The following is a 22,842-nucleotide window of genomic DNA, read 5'->3' on the forward strand; positions in this document are numbered from 1 at the left end:
CTTGTCAATCACCGTTCGTAGCCGGTCAACCATTGATCGAGTAGGGTAATTCAAACCTATGATTTCAGCTTACCGCCTCTTTGAACCTGTAGCACCTTATCGTGCTTTGGTTCGCCACTTTGCGTTGATTGTCCAAATGGCGCGGCGCGATATCGTGGGGCGCTATCGCGGATCATTCATCGGGTTGTTCTGGTCGTTCTTCAACCCGTTGTTGATGCTTTTCATCTACACATTCGTGTTCGGCGTGATTTTCAAGTCGCGTTGGAATGCTCAGGTGGGTGGGCATTTTCAGTTCGCCATCATTCTGTTTTCGGGATTGAACATCAATTCCATGTTTGCCGAATGCGCCAATCGTGCACCGATGCTGATCGTGGAGAACACCAACTTCGTCAAGAAGGTCGTTTTCCCTTTGGAAATACTTTCCTGGAGCACACTCGGTTCGGCGCTTTTTCATCTTTTTGTTTCTACGATCGTGCTATTGATCATCTCGTTGTGCGCCAACGGTAACGTCCCCTGGACGATCGTTCTGTTTCCCATTGTCGTTGCATGTTTTCTGCCATTCGTGGCTGGCACCATCTGGCTGCTGGCATCCCTTGGCGTCTTTCTGCGCGATCTCAAACAGGCGATTGGCATCATCACAACGGCGCTGATGTTCCTTGCGCCCATCCTGTATCCGAGGGAACTCATCCCTGAGCCGTATCGCGTCTGGATGAACCTGAATCCGCTGACGGTTATCGTGGAAGCCTCTCAGAATGTTCTTGTCTGGGGAAAGCCGCCGGTCTGGAGCCATTTGGGACTGTACGCCCTGGTGTCCTGCCTTTTTGCGTGGTTTGCCTTTGTATGGTTCGAGCGCAGCAGGAAGGGGTTTGCCGATGTCCTCTGACCAATTGAGCATCAGTGTCAATGGACTCAGCAAGCGCTATGAGATTTATGCGCAACCGGCCGATCGACTCAAGCAGATGATCCTGCCTCGTATCAGCCGGCTGGTCGGCAAGGAGCAGTTTGCCTATTTCAAGGAGTTCTGGGCCCTGCGCGACGTCAGCTTCGATGTGCGGCGTGGCGAGACCATAGGCATTATCGGGCGCAACGGCTCCGGAAAGTCGACGCTGTTGCAGATGGTGTGCGGCACGCTGCATCCGACGGCAGGTGCGGTGAACGTTTCCGGCCGCATTGCTGCCCTGCTGGAACTGGGTGCGGGGTTCAATCCCGAATTCACCGGCAGGGAAAACGTCTACTTGAGCGGCCTGCTCTACGGCATCTCCGAGGGAGAGTTGCGCAAGCGGTTCCAGTCGATCCTGGATTTTGCGGACATCGGCGATTTCATCGATCAGCCGGTGAAGACCTATTCCAGCGGCATGTATGTGCGGCTTGCTTTCGCCATTGCGGCTCACGTGGATGCGGATACGCTGGTGATCGACGAGGCGTTGAGCGTCGGTGACGTACGTTTCACACAGAAATGCATGCGCTTCCTGCGCGATTTCCAGCGCCGTGGTTCTCTGTTGTTCGTCAGCCATGACGTCACTGCCGTCACCAGCCTATGCAGTCGTGCAATCTGGCTTGATCACGGGCAACTCATGATGGATGGATCTGCTCGTGAAGTGGTGGAGCGTTATCTCGCCGAACAGCATGCTGCCGATCGCGCGTCATCAGGTGACCAAGTCGTTGTGCATGAGCACAGCGCTCCCGCGATTGGAGTCAGGGTTCAACTGGCGCCGAGCGGCGACATGCCCGCAGACGTGATCGATCCGCGCCAGGCGCTGCTGAATGGCCCGTCGGGTCGCAATCTAGTGGAGATTTTCGAGTTCGACCCGGATCAGGTGAGCAGCGAATTTGGTGCCGGAGCGGCGCGTATCGCGGACGTTCGGTTGCTTGATGCCGCCGGCGAGCCGCATCGCCTGATAACAAGTGGTGCGGTCGCCGAGCTGGCGATCGATGTGGAGGTGTTGAAGCCGCTCAGTGGTCCGATCTTCGGTTTCTATGTCAAGGACCGACTTGGTCAGCGCCTGTTCGGCGACAACACCTTCATCACCTATCATGACCGCCCATTGCAGGCGGCTCCCGGCACACGGTTGCGCGCCACCTTTCGCTTCCGCATGCCGATATTGCCCAATGGCGACTACTCCATCGATGCGGCGTTGGCGTCCGGCACACAGGGTGACCACACCCAGCAACACTGGGTTCATGACGCGCTGACCTTCAAGGCTAGCGAGAGCACAATGCGGTACGGACTTGTGGGAATTCCGATGCATGCCATCCAGATCGAACCGGTGGAGCGTGATCGATGAAGTTCACTGGCGAGCGCTACGTACCGACCGAGGCGGGTGAAATCCGCCACGAACACCTGCACCGTTATGCCTGGTGCCGGCTGCTGGCCGAAGGTCGGGACGTGCTTGATATCGCCTGTGGTGAGGGCTACGGCAGCGCCATGCTGGCGGCACATGCGAAATCGGTATGCGGTGTGGATATTTCCCCCGAGGCCGTTGCACATGCGACCGCCGCTTATGCCGGCATCGAGGGGCTGCGGTTCATCCCTGGCGACGCGGCAGCGATCCCGCTTCCGGATAACAGCATCGATCTGGTCGTTTCCTTTGAGACGATCGAGCACCATGATCGTCATGAGGAAATGCTTGCCGAAATTCGACGGGTGTTGCGTCCCGACGGCATTTTGATCATCTCTTCGCCCAACCGCGTGGTGTATTCCGAGCTTGCCGGCTATCACAACGAGTTTCACGTCAAGGAGCTCGATTTCGCCGAGTTCGACGCGGTCCTCAAGGCGCAATTCCCGACGGTGGAGTATTTCGGTCAACGCCTGGCGGTTGGTTCATCCATCTTCACGCTGGAGCCTGACAGCCACACAGTCACCGTCGACGCATTCACCGACACCGGTAGCGAGGTTGTCGAGCGTGCCGCCTCGCTCAATGACCCGATCTACTTCATTGCTGTTGCCGGCATGTCGGCTGAACAGTTGCAGCAAGAACTGCATCCGTCCGTACTGTTCTCCGAAGCGGAGGATCTCTATACGCATCATCGTGAGGTCGCCCGCTGGGCCGCCGGACTGGATGCGGAGACAGCCGAGCTGCGCGGTGCCCACGCGAATACCGTTGCGGATCACGAGAAGACCGTGAGCTGGGCCAGGAGCCTCGATATCGAGTTGACCGAATTGCGCAATGCGCATGCCCTGACCGTGGCTGAGCATGAAAAGGTTGCGGCCTGGGCGGGGCAGCTGGATGCGCAGCTGGCAACAGCCCATCAAACAATGGATGAGCGTACCCGTCAGCGGGATGTATTGACAGCGCAACTCAGCGACCTCAGCGAACTGCATGCGCTGCAGTCCAGGACATGTGATCAGCTGTCGTCGCAGAACCAGTCGCTACGGGTTGACCTTGCTTCCGCACGTGCCCAGTTGGACGAAATCAGGCAGTCCCGTTCGTGGAGAATCACGGCACCGTTGCGGCGTCTTGGATACATGGCCCGCGAAAGCCGGTCCACCATGCGAGCGGCGCAACGCGCCAAGTCGCGTGCAATCACCGCAGCTGCCGGCAAGTCAATCGCCGCCGTGGCGCCGCCTGCCGTCATCGACATTGCCGAGTTGCGGTTTCCGGTATTTGCCCAACCACTGGTCAGCATCGTCATTCCGACCTATGGACAGCTTGCCTACACCGTGGCCTGCCTGCGCTCCATTGCCGCACATCCGCCGAAAATACCGTTCGAGGTGCTGGTGATCGAGGACGCCTCCGGTGACGATTCGATGCGGATGCTCGCTGCGGTGTCCGGTCTGCGCTACGAGGAGAACCCGCAGAACCTGGGTTTCCTACGCTCCTGCAATCGCGCTGCCACGCTGATCCGTGGCCAGTACCTGTACCTGCTGAACAACGATACCGAAGTCACCCAGGGTTGGCTCGACGCCATGCTGGATGTGTTCAAGCGATTCCCTGATTGCGGCATGGTCGGCTCCAAGCTGGTGTACCCGGATGGCCGCTTGCAGGAGGCCGGTGGCATCATCTGGAGCGACGGGTCGGGCTGGAATTACGGCAGACTGCAGGATGCCGATGCGCCCGAATACAACTACGTGCGTGAGGTGGATTACTGTTCCGGCGCGTCGCTGTTGCTGCCGCGCACATTGTTCGAGCAGCTTGGTCGCTTCGACGAGCGTTACGTGCCGGCCTATTACGAGGATACCGATCTCGCGTTCAAGGTGAGGGAGGCTGGAAAGCGCGTGTATTACACCCCGCTTTCCACGGTGATACATCACGAAGGCGTGTCGCATGGCACGGACGAAAACGTGGGTATCAAGGCATATCAGGCGGAAAACAAGGAGCGATTCCATGCGCGCTGGGCCGCTACGCTGGAGCAAGCCCACTCCCCCAATGCGCAGAACGTCATCCGCGCACGCGAGCGGAATGCCCCGACCGGCACCATCCTGATCATCGACCATTACGTACCGCAGCCGGATCGGGACGCGGGCTCACGTGTGATGATGGAATTCATGCGCCAGTTCATCGACATGGGCATGAAGGTCATCTTCTGGCCGGACAATTTGTGGCGCATGCCCGTCTATACGGAGCAACTGCAGGCGATGGGGGTTGAGGTGATATACGGCAACCGCTGGGTGGGAGCCTTTGACAGCTTTATTGCCGACCGTGGCGGTGATATCGACCATGTACTGCTAAGCCGCCCCCATATTGCGGTCAACTATATCGATACATTGCGCAAGCACACGCAAGCCCGACTGAGCTATTTCGGTCACGATCTGCACTTCATGCGCCTGCGTCGCCAGCAGCAAACCACGGGAGATGGCCGGTTCGGCGTGGAAGCTGACGCCATCGAGCAGGTAGAGAGAGATCTATGGGGGCGTTGTGATGTGGTCATATACCCTTCAGAAGAAGAGGCCGCCGAGGTGCGTTCCCTGGCTCCCGGCGTCAAGGCCATGGCAGTACCGCTGTTCTGCTTTGATCAAGCTGCGGGTAGCGTGGAATCTGATCTGAGTGCGCGCCAGGGACTGCTGTTTGTGGCTGGTTTCGGACACCCGCCTAATGTGGACGCGGCATGCTGGCTGGTCGAGCAGATCCTGCCGCGGATCCGTGAGCGCTTTCCGGAGGTGTCGTTGCGGTTGGTCGGATCGAATCCCACAGCGGAAGTTGAAGCGCTTGTGTGCGATGGTATACAGGTCACGGGTTATGTCGATGACGCTACCTTGTTGTCGCTCTATCAGTCATCCCGCGTCGTGGTGGCGCCGTTGCGTTTTGGTGCCGGTGTCAAGCTGAAGGTACTCGAGGCCATGGCACACGGGGTGCCGATCGTGACGACGTCAGTGGGTGCCCAGGGATTGCCGGGCCTAGATGAGGTAATCCCCGTCACAGACGATCCGCAGAGGATCGCGGACGCGGTCGTCGCCCTGCTGGTCGATGACGATCACTGGTCCACCGTGTCGAAGGCAGCTAGAGATTACATAAGCAGCCGTTTCTCTGTCGAAGCGATGACGGTGGCCTTGAAAAGAATGCTCAATGAAGCCTGAGCCGCGGCGAACAGATGCCGCTGTCGTTGTCACTTGCAAGATTGAGATGTACAGGGGATATCGCAGCTCGTTGTGAACTGAGGGCAGGGCGGACACGCGTCAGCCGGTCATATCGTGCCCTGTTCGCCGCGCATGACTCATTGATCGTGCGGTGATGTCAATGCGATCGATTCATGGAAATAATAAGATTCTTCGACTCGTCCGGAAATTTTTTCGGCGGGTCGCAGGGTTCGGGGGCCAATGCAGGCATTTTGCCGCTGGCTGAAATAGGAGACGTTGTGTGAGAAAGTTCCTGAATGCCTGCGCCACGCCATTGACGCTGCTTGCCACTGGCGTAGCGATCTATCTTTTGACAAGCATGTATTTCCACGGTGCTGCGGTCATTTTCGGGCCGGACGCTGAAAACATTCTGGCGCCCTTGTTCTACGACATCAGCCGGTCCATTCATCAGCATGGGTTATTGGCTGGAATGTACGTCCCCGGCCAGTTCGCTGGCTTGTCATTGTGGAACACGCCATATTTTCACCCCCTGTATCCGTTCTATTTCAATTGGCTGGGGACGGACACCAGCATTTTTGACACCGTGGCCAGGCTAAGGCAGGTCAACTTCATCCACCTCTCCATCTATGGCGCAGGCTGTTATCTGCTTTGTCGGGAGATAGGTGTCCGGCAATGGCTTTCAGTGGCGATAGGTCTGGCGAGCCCATGGTTTCCGGCGGTGCAGAGCATGCTCCCATGGCCACAACTCCTCGCATCGTTTGCCTGGATACCATGGCTGCTGGCCTGCCAGATGCGCTTGTACAAGAACCCGGGAATTCTTTCCAGAAGCGCGGCGATCCTGGGGCTGGCCGTGACGTTTTCCCTGCTCGTCTATGCCCAGCCCGCACAGAACATGGTTCTGGCGGTGGTTGGGTCAGCAGCAATGTGGATATACATGACGGTCTCGACGTTACGAACCCAGCAGAAAAATGAGTGGAAGTTATTCCTCGGGACGACTTTCTCGTTGCTGATCGCTGCCGTGGTTATGTTCCTGCTGTGCGGCGAATATCTGTTGGGTGTGGTTACGTATCTTGGCAGGGCGATTCGATGGGTGAGTGGCGGCGTCATTATCGGTAGCCAAAGAGTTCCATTGGCGTCATTCAAGGAATATGCGCTGAAGGTCAGTGACGTTACCGCTCTGATGATTTACCACAGAGGTGACCCGACAACGCCCGGCAATCTTTATGTCGGTGCGGTCGTGACGCTGGGCGCCGTCATGGGATTTATCGCCAAGGGGCGCTATCGGACAGCCGGCGCCTTGTTTTTTTCTGCGGCTATAGCAGTGTTGTTTTGCTTCTTCATCTTCACGCCTGTTCTTCAATGGATCCCGATTGCAAACAAGGTGCGTGAGGTGAACTGGTGGACGTGTTATGCCGCAGCCGTCATGCTCCCGTTGGGCGGCTATGGGTTGCAGCAGTTGCTCGAATCGCAGACCACCGATGCGTTCAGCAGATATTTCAAGTGGTCGCCGATCCGAATGGTTGCTGCAGGATTTTTCCTGACGTTGTTGCTGATACTTGTATCGCACCCAGGATCAAGAGCGTTTGAAACCTTGCTGCTGTGCATCGGTTTCGGTGCGTTGATAGCATGCCTGGCACGCCCGGTCCTGACGCGTCGATTTCATCAGCCGCTGGCGATGGCGCTCGTCGTGATGAGCGCCATCGTGCCGCTTTCATCCTATGGCCGACTTTCGCCAAATGGACTGCTCCTGCTGCGGCTGGATCATGTCGAGACGCAGAATGAAGCAAGACAGATTGCGTCGAAAATATCGGATGGTGATGAATTCAGGTTCGGGGTAAGCCCGGATATTCCGAATTTCAAGAACTTCACAGTGACCTTGTCGAATCTTGGCTTGCGGGGAATCCGTGGCGATGAAAGCCCGCAACCGTACGACAAGTTTCGGCTCCTGTTCTTTCCAACGCCGGCCGTTTCCAGCCTGTACGGTGTGAAGTACCTGATCGTTCCGGGTTCGGTTCACGGTGCTGGCGATGTGCCGATTGACGCATCGATTTCGCTGCATACCAACCCTCACGCTCTTCCGCGCCTTTTCTTTGTGCAAGGTGGAGTGAAAGCAGTGGATTCACCGGTGGATGCCCTGTTGAATGTCAAGAATGATGGTGCATGGCATTTCTTCGTGCGATTGGGGGATCTGCCTGCCGGATTCGATCTTTCACCCTACGCTTCCGGCAATGCCAGTGTGTATTTCCCGGAGGTTTCTCGCAGCAGCGCAGTGGACACCGAGGCATCCATGGTTTCCAATGGCAGCGGACTGCTGGTGCTGAATGAAGATCCTGCGGGCCGCTGGCGGGGAACGATTGACGGCAAGATCGTCAAGCCATTCCGCATCAACGGATTCCAGACGGCGTTTCCCGTCACCGGGGCGGGCCGACATCAGTTTGTGATCACGCGCCCCGCACACCTTTTGTGAATGCATTTCACCGCCCACCACTTGCGGCAAATCAGAGGTCATGAAGTTTGACTCAGACAATGCGCAGTCGTCCCGTTTCAGGCCAGCACGCTGCTCGCGTGTTGGCCTGGTTGTTTGTCGTTCTGGCGGCACTCAATGCATTGCATTTTGTGTTGCGTGCGTCTAATCCGGTGATCGAGGCAGATGCCTGGTATTTTCTGGACGTGTTCCTGCGCAAGGCGATCAACGGCAGCCTTGTGCTTGCCGATTTTTTCGTCAAACGGAGCGCTGACGATCATGCACAGCCGTTGTTCAAACTGCTGCTGCTGTTCAACTGGCGTTATTTCGATCTGGATTTTGTCCTAGACGCGGTCGTCGGGCTGCTGGCAGCGGTTGCCTGCGCTTTGATCTACCATCGACTGGTGATTTCGGAGCGAATGCAGGGTCGCAGCGACAAGATGCGCTACCTGGCCTGGGTGACGATCTGCATACTACTGTTCTCGCTCAACAGCATCGGTGTGTGGACGTGGCCATTGGTTGCACTTGAAAACGTCACGACCTTGATCGTTTTGCTGTTCGTTCTGGCGGCCTGGCATGCTCATCGAAGCCAGCGTTACGTGGCGCTCGTGATTGCCACCCTGTTGCTTGGCATCAGCAGCGATGACAGTGCTCTGATCGCCGTGCTTGCCACGGGGCTGGCGCTGTTACTGGCCCAACTGAGCGATACGGCACAGCGGCATCGGTCCAGCTGGAAGACCTTTGCGGCGATCGGGCTATGTATGGCGTTGGTGCGAATCGGTTATGCGTGCTTGTCCACTTCGCACGGCTCAATGATATCCACTCTTCTCGATCCGCTCTATGAGCGTTTTCGGGAGGGTGGCTGGTGGCAGTGGATATTCCTGCCACTGGTTCTTCCGGTGTACTACCAGAATCCGTTGGGACCGGCGCATGCCCATGTCTGGATCGCCGTACAGGCGGTCATTGGCACACTGCTGTTTGCCGCGCACGTCCTGTTCTGGCGGCGGGCGTTGTGCTGCAAATACAACCTGGGTGTCTTCACTGCGGTCAGCACGATGCTGCTTACGTATGGCTGGGTGGCGGGAATCATCCTTTGGCGAGTTTCCCAGTTTGGCAACGAGTACCTTGAACAGCCGCGATATGTATTGCTGTATTCGGGGCACTTGATTGCGCTGCTTCTGATGTGGGCTTGCTCCACGGATCCGCGGCAGCGATCGTCCATCGGGTGGCAGCGGGCCAGTACGTGGATCCCGGTGGCAGGTTGCTTCTTCCTGCTGGCAGTACAGTTGCCACAGTCATTCGCCGCATGGCACATGCGTAAATACGAATGGGCTTATTACGCGGCGATGGCTCACCAGATCGACAACCTCACCAAGGACCCTGCACATGCCACTGACTGTGCGCAAGTACAGCCAGCCTGCGGTTTGTTGCCGGAGGCTCGCGGCAGCCTTACACAGTTGCTGAGCGAGAATCGACTCAATGTCTACTCGCCAAAAGTGCAACGGTGGCACAAGTATCTTCCGCCATTGTCACCAGTGCCGCACGAGGGGGTGGCAACAGCTCCGGATGTCGAAAGCACCACCGTGAAAAAGCTGTACTGATCATGCCTGCAGGTGTCAAGGCGACGATCGGCACGTTGAGTCGCCGATGCTGGTAAATGCAGGAAATGGAAATATCGAGTATCCGAAACGGAGTCGTATCCATGCAAGACGATCGCGGCATCAAACGAATCTTCACGTTCTCGTGGGCCTACAATCTTTTTCAAGACCTTGTCGGCGCCACGAAGGCGCGCAGATGGGTCAGTGAGCGTTTCTGGCAGGCCGAGGCGGGCCAGAAGATCGTGGATATCGGCTGTGGTCCGGGCAGCATCGTGCACATGCTGCCGACAGGCGTGAAGTATGTCGGCTTCGACATCAGCGACGAATATATCTCGAGCGCCCGCGCGAAGTTCGCAGGCGATCCGGACAAAATGTTCCTGGTAGGGGTGGCCGAAGACTATGTCGATCATCTCCCGGCGCCGATGCAGGGGGCTGATCTGGTCATCATCAATGGACTGCTGCACCATCTCGATGACAATGAAGCCCTGACGGCACTGAGGCTTGCGCGTGCCTCAATGGCACCGAATGGCAGGCTGGTTTGCCTGGAGGCCAGTTTCCTGATCAGCCAGGCTCCGATGGCGCGCTGGGTACTCAGCCAGGATCGAGGGAAGAACGTGCGCACCGAGCCGGAATGGAAAGCCTTGGTCGCCAAGGTATTCGAGAAGTCGGAAAGCTACATTCTCACGGGACTTCTGCGTATTCCCTATACGCTGATCGTCATTGAGGCGCGGCGCTAGGGCCGCCAGGCGACACGCCTGCGTTCGATGCCATCCGGATCGAATGGCTTGCGGGGCACGCGCTGCATTCGTCAGCTGTGAGGCTGACCGGCAATACCGTGAACGACATACTGTGCGCCAAACGGTATCCAGCCCATGGCTGGCTCGAGTGGGCGCAGGAAGCCGAGCAGGTGTGGAAAGAACACAATGTACCGGCAGCGGACATTGTCGAATGCCGCGTGCTTCACCAGGCCGAGCAATTCCGAACGTGGCAGAAGAATCGCGTCATCATCGAAGGAGCAATCCCGCACGGTCTTCAAGGTCAACGGATTGAGCATGTTGTGCTCGAAGACGAAAACGTGGCCGCCTGGCTTCAGCACTCGCCTGATCTCGCTCATCCAGTGGGTACGCTCGGCGGGCGGTATGTGATGGAAAACGCAGGCTGCCATGACGATGTCGAAGCTTTCGTCCTCATACGGGAGACGGGCGTTTTCGATGGTGCGGAACGTTGCTTCTTGGACATGGGATTCGGTGGCAAGCCGGATGCTTTCGCCTGACAGATCGGCACCATGCAGCGACGCCGTCGGAAATCCCTGGCGCAGATGCGTAATGGTATTGCCGACGCCGCAACCGAAGTCGAGAATGGACAGCGACTTCGTTCGAGCATCGTCCCCGAGCCATGCGGCCATGTATCCGGCCTTGTACGCCGCAAAAAACGCTGGGTCCTCACCGCTGACTCGTATGCTGGCTCGATGAAGATCCGTGTATTCCTCGGCGTACTGATCGAACTCGGGTTTGACTGACTTGTTCATGGTGATTCCGTCAAGGTATTGAGCATTGCTCAATTCGTGCGAATGATGGTTCGTGATGCCAGGAACGTCGCCGGTATCGTGAGCACAGCGACGGCGAGTGGTGCGAATCGCTGTGGCATATGCATCATTTCGACCAGGATCTTGAGCAGGACTAGGCCGAGCAGGAACTGCAGGAGGTAGACCAATGGATAACGCAACGCGGAACGCCACCGAATGGGTTGTCGAAACACGTAGAGCGCGCTGAATACATACGACACGATAATGCCGAGTACATATGCGATCGCATATGCCACTTCGTAGCGGAACCAGTGCAGCAATATCAGATAGCTGCCATAGCCAACGACGACATTCAATACTCCCCCAACCAGGAAGCGCAGCATTTCGCCTGCCCATGCACGATTCATGGATGGTCGACGAAGGCTGGCTAGGATCATTTTCAGCGAGTGGCGAGGCATTTCAACGGAGGGTCTTGGATGAAGTGTCGGAGATGATGGAGTTCAATGACCCCGTTTTTGGGCTGCTCGTCTCGCGGTCCACGACATATACTGGTCGCCGGAACGTCGCGCCCATCAGCCGGCCCACGTATTCGCCGACCACGCCGAGTATCAGCAACTGGATGCCGCATGCGAACAGCACTACGGACATCAGCGAGGCGTAGCCGGGATCGGTGATGCTGCCGCTCAGCCGGCCGTAGATCACGTAGAGCAGATAAAGGAAGCTGAGGCTGGCCAGTGCGGCACCGCCGAACGTCGCGATGCGCAGCGGCAGGTAGGAGAAAGTGACAAAAATATTGGCCGCATGCGAGAGCAGTTTGCGCATGGTATAGGTGCTTTCACCGTGCTGCCGCTGCTCGTGCGGCACACTGACGCTGCGTGTCGACGAGGTTAGCCAAGACAGCATGCCATCGATGTAGGGGCGGTTGAGGCCGAAACGATCGAGCTGCTTGGCCAGCGGCGCGTGGATCGCGCGGAACGAACAGTAATCTTCGTTGAGATCGGGGAACGCGCGCTTGAGCATGCGGCGCATCAGTTCCGAGCTCAGGTTGCGATAGGCAGCGTGGGTGCGCTTCGCGAAGACACCATAGACCAGCGGGTAGTCGTCGCCACCGGCCGCAAGCAGGGCGGGTACAGACTCGGGCGGATGCTCGAGATCGTCGTCCATCGTGACAATCCACTCACCACGAGCATGCGCGATGCCGCAGATGGTGGCCGCGTGCTGGCCGAAATTCCGGCCAAGGCGCAGTCCGCGCACGCGCGGGTATTGTGCGGCGACCGTGCAGATCACGCCCCAGGCTTCGGCTTGGCCGCGATCGTCGACCAGGATTACTTCATGATCGAGTCCCGCCGATTGCATGACCTGGTCGAGTCGGCGACACAGTTCGGGCAGGGCGGCGCTGCCACCGTAGACCGGTACCACGATGGATACGTCCACGGCGGTATCAGTAATCCTCTGGCTTGCGGAGTTGTCGTTCATCATGAAGTCGGTCATGTGCTGCGTGCCAAGGTGGGTGAGGCATCGCGAATGTTACGTCCTCGGTCGGCGGCATAATACTTGTCTATGACACGTTCGATGTAGCCATCACCCAAGTCGATGCCCAGCTCGGCGCTCAGGCTTTCGACCATGGCGGTGTCGATGACCATGGGCGTACCTTTCTCGACGTACGAGCAATTCGCGGTTCTGCCCAATACGCGTTCGAAGATTCCGACGATCTCGGGCATCCGCAGCGATCGGGTGGCGGCGATGGAAACGGCGGTCGCTTCGGTGGGCAGCTCGGCGGCCAGCATGACACCGATCTTGACGATGTCGTCGATGTCGATCAGGTTGCGCTCGGCATGTGCCCAGACTGTGAAGTGCTCACCGGACACGATGTGATCCCGCAGGAAATTGGTCAAGGTATGGTGGTTTTCCGTCCTGCCCACCACCTGCGGCAGACGGAGCACCAGCCCGTGTGGCGCGCAAAGCACCAGCGACTCCATCGAGCGCTTGTGCCGCATGTAGGGGGTGAGTTCCGACTCTACGGCGATGACGCCGCAGCTGCTGAAATAGATGAATCGCCTCACCTCGTTGTCCAGCCACTGGCGCAGCAGGGTCGCTTCGCGCGCGAATTCGCCGGGGTGCGTCTCAAGAGAATTGGACACCCCGGACGCAAAGACGATCACGTCGGAGCTCTCCCCGAAATGCGGCTCGAAGGCGCACGCCAGAAGTCCCTTGCCGACAATCATGGATGGAATCTCAGGGAGGCGATGTCGTTCATGGCCGTCCTCGTCGGACGAATCTGACGGGCGGGACGGTCATCCATGCGTGGCGTGGCGGTTCGGTTCGATTCGGTGGCATCGTGCGTCCCGATGGGATCCTGATGATTGGCTGTTGCGCGCCGCGTATTGATCTCATGCTAGCAGGGACGAAATTTCCGCCGTCTTCTCACGCATTAGCCCGGCATTGCCGCGCGATTCGATATTGAGGCGCAGCAGCGGTTCGGTATTGGAACTGCGCAGGTTGAACCTCCACTCGGGAAACTCGGCACTTACGCCATCGGTGAAATCGAGTGATGGATTGAGGGTGGCATATCGCGACATGACGCGCTCGGTGGCCTGCCGGGGGTCAGTCACGCGGAAATTGATTTCCCCGCTGCAGGGAAAGGCGTTCATCTGATCCTCCACCATTTCCGCCAGCGAGCAGCCAGTTTGCGACACCAGTTCGGCGGTCAACAGCCACGGAATCATCCCGGAGTCGCAATAAGCGAAGTCACGAAAATAGTGATGTGCACTCATCTCGCCGCCGTAGATGGCGTTCTCCGTGCGCATCCGCTCCTTGATGAAGGCATGGCCGGTTTTGCTTTGCACTGGAACGCCCCCGGCTTGTCGCACCATTTCGATGGTGTTCCAGGTAAGCCTGGGATCATGAATGACCTTGCCACCGGGATACTTCGCCAGTAATGCCTTGGCCAGCAATCCGACCAGGTAATAGCCCTCGATGAAACGGCCGTCTCCATCGAAGAAGAAGCAACGGTCAAAGTCACCGTCCCAGGCGATGCCGAAATCGGCGCCGTGAGCCCGTACCGCTTCAGCAGTTGCGCTGCGATTTTCCGGAAGCAGGGGGTTCGGGATGCCGTTCGGAAAATGCCCATCGGGCTCGTGCTGCAAACGAATGAATTCGAAAGGCAGGTGCGGCGCGAGCTGATCGATTACCGCACCGGCGCCGCCGTTACCCGCATTGGTCACGATCTTGAGTGGCTTGAGCGCCGTCTTGTCGACGTAACCGAGCAGATGCTGGATATAGGCGACCTTTGCCGGGGCTGCGGTATTTTTCCCACAGGTAAGTGCTTCGGCAAGGGTGCCATTGGCAGCCTTGTCGCGAATGGTGAACAGCCCGGTATCACCACTGATCGGGCGAGCGCCCTCGCGAACCAGTTTCAGACCGTTGTAATCCATGGGGTTGTGGCTGGCGGTGACCATGATGCCGCCGGCAGCATTTGAATGCTGGGTCTGGAAATAGACTTCCTCGGTACCGCATAGTCCGATGTCGATGACGTCACGGCCGCTGGCATTGATGCCTGCGGCCAACGCGTGCTGCAGTGCCGGGCTGCTCAGACGTATGTCGCGCCCGATGATCACCGGGCCCGGGCGGAGCATTTGCGCCGTGGCGTTGCCGATGCGGCGGGCAAGGTCTTCGTTCAGTTCGTCAGGAACCCGGCCGCGAATGTCATAGGCCTTGAAGCAATTCAAATCCATGGGCGTTCCGGGCGACCATCGCATGGTCATGTGCGAATGCGCGCTTGTCTAGGGCAGATCATCACAGCGGTTGCACGCACCACTTCATCGGATGACAAGTGTCGTGCGGTCGCCGATCGATAATAATATCAGTATTCTCAAAGCAGTTGGGCGACGATGACTCGATTCACTCCAGGGCGGGCCCGCGGCAGAATATGATCATGCTACACAAACTGTAGTGCCTTGACGACAACTTGAGGAGCGTTATGCCAACGCTTCTCGTGCAGGAAGGTCTTCGTGCTCGTTGGTGCTGAGCGTCAAGTTTCCGCCAGCCCGTGTGCCGAATCGAAGTATGGGCCTCAGGACTTCACCTGGCAGGTTGGGCCGCTTACGCGTACTTCATCAAGTGTTTCATTGCCGGCTTTGTTTTTGAGGATGAAGCTGGTGCCTGGGCGCGTCCATGGGCCTGTCTTGGCTTCGCCGCTGGCGCCGCCTTCAGTGAACAACCGGACATTAATGCCATCGTCGACATATACATCGACTGTATTGGCATCAGGATGCGTGCCGTGGAGATCCCATTTCACGGTGGCTTCGCTGGCGGGATCGCAGGACGCCATGGTGCCGGGCACTACGTTGATGAACCCGGCACTTCCGATCGCCGACTTGCCGGAGTCCACCGAGGCTGGCGGTGGCGGATTCGCTGCGGGCGATGGGCTCGGAGGAGGCGACGTGTTGGCGGGTTCTTGCTGACAGGCTGCGAGGGAGAAAATCAGGGGAACGAGCAACAGGAAGGGATGAATACGACGGATCATGGCTGTCTCTGCCGGGTGATGAGTCAAGGCTGCAGTATGCCATGCCGTGTTGTGTCGCAATGTGCGGGATCGGCAACTTCCCCGGCGGTCATGTTGCGCCGGATCAGTTCTGGTTGACCATCGTACAGACGCGTATCGTGGCAGGTAACCTTGCAGTGCTGGTCGACCGCTGCTGTTGCCTTGCTTGGATTTGATGCCGTTACTCGACGTCCCCGACGGCAAGTCTGAGTACCTGCTGGGCATGTTTGTAGAGATCAAGGTCAAGCGCATTGATGGCCATGAATTCGTCGTACAAGGACCCGCCGAGCAACAGGCGAATTCGATTGATCTGATCCTCCGCGGTGCCCTGCACGAGCTTTGTCGAATTTTCATGCAAATGCCTGAATTCAAGTCCAGGCAGGAGTGGTCCATACTTTTTCTGGAATACCTCTGCTGAGAGCGCGTACGACTCGACAATGCCGACGACTCCCCATGCCGTGAGCAAATTGCATGCTTGCTCCAGATCGTGTGGGCCGGCTTGTGCATCAAGAATATTTTCATCGCGCCAGGATGCGTCCGACAGATGAATTACCTGATAGTTGCGAATCACGACGCTGCCGCGCTCGTTGCGCAGAGCCCAGCGAATATAGTCCGCAAATCCCGCATCACGGGCGACATCACCGTATGGCTGGGACGAATCCTTGCGGGTGAACTCGTACACAGAGTGCGCGCGCAACAGCGGATGGCGCAAAAAAACTACCGGCAGGCAGCTGGCCCACGGTAGCGGCGGCCGTGCCAGGTGGCTTGATACGGCGACAAGGTGTTTATTGGCGGCCAGGAAATGCGATAGCTGGGTTGACGATTGGATGTCGTGAGCATGTGAACCTTCAAACTCGGCCCAAGCAGTACCGAATGAAGCTTTCAGACAGGCATCGACGCTACTTCCGGCGTTTTTGAAGATATGGTAGTGGACCAGAATGGTTCGGCTTGTCATTAGTTCTGGTGTCTGAAGATGAATGCACTGGCGACGCCTTCGAGGAACCTTGAATAACCCGTTTTGCCGTCATCCTGGCGTTCACCAGATGACGGCTTGGGGAATAATCCTCCGAGGTTCCCTTCAGTCGGCAGGCTTCAGTTCAGCGCCTGCTCCAGCTCCGGGATGATCTTGAACAGATCGCCCACCAGACCGAAGTCGGCGACTTCGAAGATTGGTGCCTCGCCATCCTTGTTGATCGCGACGATCGTGCCGGCGTCCTTGATGCCGGTAAGGTGCTGGATTGCACCGGAAATGCCGATCGCCATGTACAGCTCGGGGGCGATGATCTTGCCGGTCTGGCCGACCTGCAGGTCGCTGGGTACGTAGCCAGCGTCGACCGCGGCGCGCGAGGCGCCGACGGCGGCGCCGATCCGGTCGGCGAACTTGAAGATGATGTCGAAGTTCTCCTTCGAGCCCACACCGCGGCCGCCGGAAACGACCTTGCTGGCGCTCTGCAGATCCGGACGATCGCTGCTGCCCTGTTTGAGCTCGACGAAACGGGTATGCGTGGGCAATGTCGCGTCGATGGCCAGTGCCTCGATCGGCGCGCTGCTTGCACCGTTGCCCGCAGCCGGCCATGAAGCGGAACGGATCGTGGCAACCACGGTGTGGCTGGCATCGGCCTCGACCGTGATGATCGCGTTGCCGGCATAGATCGGGCGCTTGAAGGTGTGCGCGGCTTCCACGCTCATCACGTCGCTGACCTGGGCCACGCCGAGCAGGGCGGCAACGCGCGGGGCGACGTCCTTGCCGAACGTGGTGGATGGCACGAACACATGGCTGTAGCCGGCGGCTGCCTTGACGATCTGCGGCGCCAGTACGGCAGCCAGCGCATGCGCGTTTTCAGGCTTGGCGACGGTGAGCACGCGGCTGACGCCGTCGATCTTTGCCGCTTCGGCGGCGATCGCGTCGGGTGCGTCGGACAGCACCAGTACGTCGATAGCATCGGGCTTCACAGCTGCGGCGGCGCTCACGGCACGCGCGGTGGAAGAGTTGAGTTTGCCGCCCAGATGTTCGGCGATGACCAGAATCTTGCTCATGGAAGTTCCCTCAAATTTGGGACGCGGGGGCTTTTATTTGAATGTCCAACCATGGGTGGCTGGGGTTTGATCAGGGACGATCACAAGAGACCTTTCTGCTTCAGCGCCGCGACCAGTTCGGCGGCATCCTTCACCATCACGCCCTTGCTGCGCTTGGCCGGCGCCGCGTAGTGCGTGGTCTTCAGATGATCATGCGCCTCGACTCCGAGCGAGCCGAACTCGATCGTGTCGATCGGTTTGGATTTCGCCTTCATGATGTCCGGCAGCTTGATGAAGCGAGGTTCGTTGAGGCGCAGATCGGTGGTGATCACGGCGGGCAGTTCGGCCTCGATAACTTCCAGGCCGGCGTCGACTTCGCGGGTTACCGTGGCTTTGCCATCGCTGCCGTTATCCAGCGCGATCTCGACCTTGCTGGCGAACGTGGCCTGCGGGCGATCCCACAGCGCGGCCAGCATCTGGCCGGTCTGGTTGGCGTCGTCGTCGATCGCCTGCTTGCCCAGGATGACCAGCCCCGGTTGCTCCTTCTCGATCAGTTTGAGGAAGACGCGGGCGGCAGTCAGCGGCTGCACGGTGTCGGTGGTGGTGACATGGATGGCTCGGTTCGCCCCCATCGCCAGACCGTTGCGCAGATGCGCGGTTAGGTCGGCTGGGCCGATGCCGACCACCACGACTTCCGTGGCAACCCCCTTTTCGCGCAGGCGCAGCGCCTCTTCCAGCGCAATGTCGTCAAACGGGTTGGCGGACAGTTTCACACCGTCGGTAACCACACCGGTGCCGTCAGGTTTGACCTGGATGCGTACGTTGTAGTCCACGACGCGCTTGTAGCCGACCAGAATTTTCATCTGCGATTTCCTGCTTGTGAGCTGCCCTTGTCGGGGCGCGAATTGGCCATTCTACCCGGCATCAAACAATCGTATGAAGAGCAGGTTTTCCGAGTGTCGCGCGTCGTGGCGGATATCAGCCGCTGCGCCGCGCATACGGATACGCCCCGGTCGCGGTTTCGGGAAGCCCGGTCAAGCTGGCTGCGCTGGCCGTATTGAAGCCGCTGGCGCTCGCAGTCAGGCTGAACACACGCTCGATCGCATGCGCCAGGGTACCGTCGAGCTGGCCTGTCTCGGCCTCGAAATCCGCCACGTCAAGATGGGCGTCCAGCAGCAGGCGCAGTGCTGTCGGGCGCAACCAGAACATGCTGCCGGCAATGAAACTGTCGTGCTCGACCTGCGGCGCCGAAATGCCGAGACGGCGGGTGAGGTAGTCGACGTTGGCCTGGTTGGCGCCCCAGTAATAATCCAGTGGCTGCAGGTGGCCTTCGGCATGCACCAGGCCCAGCGTGGCATCGTCACGGAATGTCGCCAGGATGCGACCGGCTCGTTCGGGTGCGAGCAGCTTGTCGAGCAGCTCGCGGCGCCAGATCTCGCCGTCCTGGCGATGGGTGGAGCGTTTGCTGTGCAGCTTCAATACCGCCGTCACGCCTTCATCGAGCAAGCGGTTGGCTACGTGCAGGAACGGCAGGATATCGCGGCCGCGGTTTTCGAACACATCGATCTCGGCATCGAGATCCAGCTGCGCCACGCGTTCGCGCACCTGCTGTTCGCGCTCCTCGCTGGTGGTGAGGACTATGCGCCAGTCGATGCCGCTGGCGCGCAGCGCCGCAACCATCTCGTCCAGCAGGTCGGGATACCAGATGTGGATAACCGCGCACGGGCGCGTGTCTGCAGCAGGCACCGGATGTAACGCTGCGCGGGTGGCTTCCAGCCATGCATGGCCGAGTCGGGTATCCGGCTCCAGCACGGCGCCTTCGGCCCATTCATTCCATGCGTTGACGAATACCAGCGGCTGCGCGGGGAAGCGTCGCCTTGCCGTGGTGGTCGCGTGCCGCAGCCAGTCGCGGTAATCGCGCGGCGAAGCGTGCGCGAACACACGACCGCTACCGCTGCGTCGTGGTTCGTTGTCCCAGCCCGGATTGACGCCGGGGTAGCGTGGATACGCGGGATCGGGCTGTGCCATGGACTGACGCGCCAGCTCGCGCCAGTCGTGCACGTCGCCGCGGTACTCCGGATTGAGCAATTGCTGACGTGCGGTGATCGGTGCGAGTGTGGTGTTGTTCGGTGGAAATTCCACGGCTGTGTCGAAGCCGATGTCACGCGGATCGACGCGGTCGAAGCTCTGCACATAGGCGAGCTGGATTTCGCCGATGCCGTTCGCAAGACACCATGTGCGCCAGCGTGTGGCGGTGGCTTTTGGATCGGGCAGCAAGCCCGGGCGGTAGACCAGCAACAACGGTTTGCCATCCACGCGCAGGTAGCGCGGATCGGCCAGGTAATGCGCTACGTGCTCTATGAAGGCGAGATCATCGGCGGGGCTGTGGCGCTGGCCGATCAGGATGTCGTCGGCGCGGCCGTTCCAGCGGCGCGACCAGTTCTCGTTGGCCCAGCACAGACATAGCGGCAGGTCGAGCGTGGGATCGGCCAGCCATTGCTGCAGCGGCTGTTCCAGCAACGTCTTGCCACCGAACCAGTAGAAGTAGCTGCAGAACGCGCCGATGCCATATTCATGCGCCAGCAGCATCTGCTGGCGCATGACCTCGGGCTGGCGCAGGTCGTAGAACCCCAGTTCACCGGGTAACCGTGGCTGCGCTTGCCCTTCGAACTGCGGCAGCGCACGTGTCACGTTATGCCATTCGGTGAAGCCTTCGCCCCACCATGCATTGTTCTCCGGAATCGGATGGAACTGCGGCAGATAGAACGCCACCAGGGTGGCGGGCAGCGGCGTCGGCAGCTTGCCGCTGCGCCGGGGCATGTAGCCGATCGCGCGACCGGCGGCATGGGTCCGCAGGCGGCGCTCGGCCTGCGGCGAGGCCGCGAGCTGGCCGCGTGGTCCCGGTGGCAGCAGATCCATGTACCGATCCAGAAAGCGCTGGCGCAGCCGGTCACGCATGGCAACCGGCATCGGGGTCAACCGGAAGGTGGTGCGCAGTACGGAGAACAGACAGCGTTTGGCGAAGTCGCGGGAGGACATGACGGCCTATCGGTAGTGGTGTCCGAGCATCGCGGTTGGCACGACCGTGGTCAATCCAGCGCGCGATGCAGGGTGGCCGCAGCGGCGGCTGCGGAAAAGTGCTGCCGCACGTTGTCCAGGCCATGTTCGGACAGTTGTCGCCAGAGTGCCTCGTCGTGCTGCAGTCGCTGGACGGCGTTGACGTAGTCGCTGGCGTCGTCGGCCACCAGTACGTTGGTGCCGTCGGTCAATTGCATGCCTTCCACCGCGATCGTGGTCGCGATCACCGGCACGCCATGGCTCATCGCCATGTTGATCTTGCCCTTCACGCCGGCGCCGAAGCGCAGCGGCGCCAGCGAGGCCAGGCAGCTGTCCAGCCAGGGTGCCAGGTCGGCCACACGGCCGTGCAATTCGAGGCCCGGCGTAGCGAGTTCGCGTCGCGCGGTGTCTGGCAGGTCGCCGAATACATGCAGGCGGATGTCGGGCAGCGCTTCGCGCAGTCGCGGCAGGATCTCGCCGGCGATCCAGCGGATCGCATCGCTGTTCGGCGGATGACCGTAGCCGCCGATGAAGACCAGGTCCTTGCGCCCCGCATGCGGATGCCGGCAGCCGTGGACGTCGTGGATGTTGGACAGCAATTCCACCCGTGCCTGCGGCAGCATCTGCGCCAGCAGAGCCTGTTCGTGCGGGCTGACCACGAAGGTGACGTCGCATTGTTCGATCAGGGCCAGCTCGCTGCGCCGCGAAGCCTCCGCCTGACGACTCATGGTGGAGCTGCTGCTCAGTTCGGCGGCACGCTGCTCACGCAGGAAGTGCAGATCCACCGTGTCGAACAGCAACTTTGCCTGCGGTGCGTGCTTGCGCACCAGGTCGGTGTACTGGCCGGCCACGGTGTGCCGGCACAGGATCACCGCGTAGAGTTCGCTGCCGTGTTCGTTCAGCCAGCGCGGCAGGTCCGCGACCCACGGCCTGCACAGCACCTCGATGCCAAGAGCGCCGAGTGCATGGATCTCCTGCACGCTGGCGCGACCATCGTCGGGCAAAAAGCTGGTGGACCAGCCTTGTTCGTCAAGCAGATGCAGGATTGCGGACAGCCGAAGCGATCCGGAATCGCGCGCCGGTTCCGGTGTCATCGTGTCCACGACCAGGATGCGGCCACGCGCACGCCAGCGGACCGCGCGTTCCAATGGCGTGCCGATGGGTGGTTGTGCAGCAAGCACGGCCTTCCATTTATCGACGAACCTGCTCTGGTTGATCACCTGATGACGCTTGATGCCGCTGGCGAGGTCGGTGCCCGAGCTGATGCCTTCGCAATGGATGACCGTGCTGGCCGGTTCGTAATACACGCGCAGGCCGAGCTGGCGTACCGCGAACGCGAGATCGGTGTCCTCGTAATAAGCCGGTGCGTAACGGGCATCGAAACCGCCGATGTGCTGGAACACCTCGCGGCGAATCATCAGCGAGGCACCGGAAACGTAATCGGTCTCGCGGCGGTAGCGGAACGCCGGCGCATCGCGTGGTTCGAAGCGGCCGGTGGTCCAGCAACTGCCATCGGCGAACACCAATCCGCCCGCTTCCTGCAGGCGACCGTCCGGATAGACCAGCCGGCTGCCGGCGATGCCGCAGTCGGCGTGTTCGGTGAAGCAACGCAGCAAGGCATCCAGCCATCCGGATGTGACCTGGGTGTCGTTGTTGAGGAACAACAGGAACTTGCCGCGCGCCATTGCAGCGCCGGCATTGCAACTGCCAATGAAGCCGAAGTTGTGTGGATTGCGCAGCAACCGCAGGCCAGCGACCTTCGCCAGCACGCTGGCGCTGTCGTCGAGCGAAGCGTCATCCACCACGATCACCTCGAACGGTGCTTGTGCTCCGTGTCGTGCCAGCGAGCGCAGGCAGGCGAGGGTGTAGGCGAGCTTGCCGTGGATCGGGATGATGACGGAAACGTGCGGTTCTTCAGCTATCGGCAGCGCAAACGGTACAAATGCTTCGCCCAGCGGCAGCAGTGACAGGTCTTCGTCGAGCTCGGGTCGCGACTGGAACTCCTGGCGCATGCGGGCCAACGTGCCGCGCCAGCCACGCAGGGCAAAGCTGCCACGGGTACGTTGCAACAGATAATTGAGGCGCTTCAGTCGCCATGACAGATTGCCGATCAGCGGATTGCCC

Annotated in this window: 17 protein-coding genes; 6 read left to right on the forward strand and 11 right to left on the reverse strand. The window is 59.6% G+C overall.

Features of this window, described 5'->3' with window-relative positions:
* Positions 1–58 precede the first annotated feature (58 nt).
* The 6 genes from ACYVKM_RS14430 (at position 59) to ACYVKM_RS14455 (ending at position 10,314) form a co-directional block, all read left to right on the forward strand.
* A complete protein-coding gene (locus tag ACYVKM_RS14430; protein ID WP_460878310.1) occupies positions 59–883 on the forward strand; it encodes an ABC transporter permease in 825 nt (274 codons plus the stop codon).
* Positions 837–2,285 (forward strand): ABC transporter ATP-binding protein, encoded by a 1,449-nt coding sequence (locus ACYVKM_RS14435; protein ID WP_460878311.1) that lies wholly within the window; start codon positions 837–839, stop codon positions 2,283–2,285. The genes ACYVKM_RS14430 and ACYVKM_RS14435 overlap by 47 nt, the downstream gene beginning before the upstream one ends.
* Entirely contained in the window at positions 2,282–5,515 is a 3,234-nt protein-coding gene (locus ACYVKM_RS14440) for a glycosyltransferase (RefSeq protein WP_460878312.1), read from the forward strand. The genes ACYVKM_RS14435 and ACYVKM_RS14440 overlap by 4 nt, the downstream gene beginning before the upstream one ends.
* Positions 5,516–5,795: 280 nt before the next feature.
* On the forward strand, positions 5,796–7,982 hold the full coding sequence (locus ACYVKM_RS14445) for a hypothetical protein (protein ID WP_460878313.1): 2,187 nt from the start codon (positions 5,796–5,798) through the stop codon (positions 7,980–7,982).
* A gap of 59 nt (positions 7,983–8,041) precedes the next feature.
* On the forward strand, positions 8,042–9,580 hold the full coding sequence (locus ACYVKM_RS14450) for a hypothetical protein (RefSeq protein ID WP_460878314.1): 1,539 nt from the start codon (positions 8,042–8,044) through the stop codon (positions 9,578–9,580).
* Positions 9,581–9,681: 101 nt separating this feature from the next.
* Entirely contained in the window at positions 9,682–10,314 is a 633-nt protein-coding gene (locus ACYVKM_RS14455; protein ID WP_460878315.1) for a class I SAM-dependent methyltransferase, read from the forward strand.
* A 71-nt stretch (positions 10,315–10,385) separates the two neighbouring features.
* Here the strand turns inward: ACYVKM_RS14455 and ACYVKM_RS14460 are convergent, their stop codons facing one another.
* The 11 genes from ACYVKM_RS14460 to ACYVKM_RS14510 form a co-directional block, all read right to left on the reverse strand.
* Positions 10,386–11,105, reverse strand: coding sequence for a class I SAM-dependent methyltransferase (locus ACYVKM_RS14460; protein ID WP_460878316.1), 720 nt, complete (start codon positions 11,103–11,105; stop codon positions 10,386–10,388).
* A 29-nt stretch (positions 11,106–11,134) separates the two neighbouring features.
* Positions 11,135–11,509 (reverse strand): GtrA family protein, encoded by a 375-nt coding sequence (locus tag ACYVKM_RS14465; RefSeq protein ID WP_460878317.1) that lies wholly within the window; start codon positions 11,507–11,509, stop codon positions 11,135–11,137.
* Positions 11,510–11,561: 52 nt separating this feature from the next.
* Entirely contained in the window at positions 11,562–12,536 is a 975-nt protein-coding gene (locus tag ACYVKM_RS14470) for a glycosyltransferase family 2 protein (protein ID WP_460878318.1), read from the reverse strand.
* A 53-nt stretch (positions 12,537–12,589) separates the two neighbouring features.
* Complete coding sequence (locus ACYVKM_RS14475) at positions 12,590–13,327, reverse strand: NAD-dependent epimerase/dehydratase family protein (protein WP_460878319.1); 738 nt, start codon at positions 13,325–13,327, stop codon at positions 12,590–12,592.
* Between the two features lie 165 nt (positions 13,328–13,492).
* Positions 13,493–14,836 carry a phosphohexomutase domain-containing protein gene (locus ACYVKM_RS14480; protein WP_460878320.1) on the reverse strand — a complete coding sequence of 448 codons (1,344 nt, stop codon included), beginning with the start codon at positions 14,834–14,836 and terminating at the stop codon, positions 13,493–13,495.
* Between the two features lie 338 nt (positions 14,837–15,174).
* Positions 15,175–15,627 carry a hypothetical protein gene (locus tag ACYVKM_RS14485; protein WP_460878321.1) on the reverse strand — a complete coding sequence of 151 codons (453 nt, stop codon included), beginning with the start codon at positions 15,625–15,627 and terminating at the stop codon, positions 15,175–15,177.
* Positions 15,628–15,826: 199 nt separating this feature from the next.
* Positions 15,827–16,600 carry a hypothetical protein gene (locus ACYVKM_RS14490; protein WP_460878322.1) on the reverse strand — a complete coding sequence of 258 codons (774 nt, stop codon included), beginning with the start codon at positions 16,598–16,600 and terminating at the stop codon, positions 15,827–15,829.
* Between the two features lie 137 nt (positions 16,601–16,737).
* Positions 16,738–17,682, reverse strand: a complete 945-nt coding sequence (locus tag ACYVKM_RS14495) for an electron transfer flavoprotein subunit alpha/FixB family protein (protein ID WP_460878323.1) — start codon at positions 17,680–17,682, stop codon at positions 16,738–16,740.
* 80 nt (positions 17,683–17,762) lie between these two features.
* The gene (locus ACYVKM_RS14500; RefSeq protein ID WP_460878324.1) at positions 17,763–18,524 is read right to left on the reverse strand and encodes an electron transfer flavoprotein subunit beta/FixA family protein; all 762 of its coding nucleotides are present in this window, start codon (positions 18,522–18,524) and stop codon (positions 17,763–17,765) included.
* A gap of 115 nt (positions 18,525–18,639) precedes the next feature.
* A complete protein-coding gene (locus tag ACYVKM_RS14505) occupies positions 18,640–20,700 on the reverse strand; it encodes a glycoside hydrolase family 99-like domain-containing protein (protein ID WP_460878325.1) in 2,061 nt (686 codons plus the stop codon).
* A 50-nt stretch (positions 20,701–20,750) separates the two neighbouring features.
* Positions 20,751–22,787, reverse strand: coding sequence for a glycosyltransferase (locus ACYVKM_RS14510; protein WP_460878326.1), 2,037 nt, complete (start codon positions 22,785–22,787; stop codon positions 20,751–20,753).
* Between the last annotated feature and the right edge of the window lie 55 nt (positions 22,788–22,842).

This window comes from Rhodanobacter koreensis (assembly GCF_054782855.1).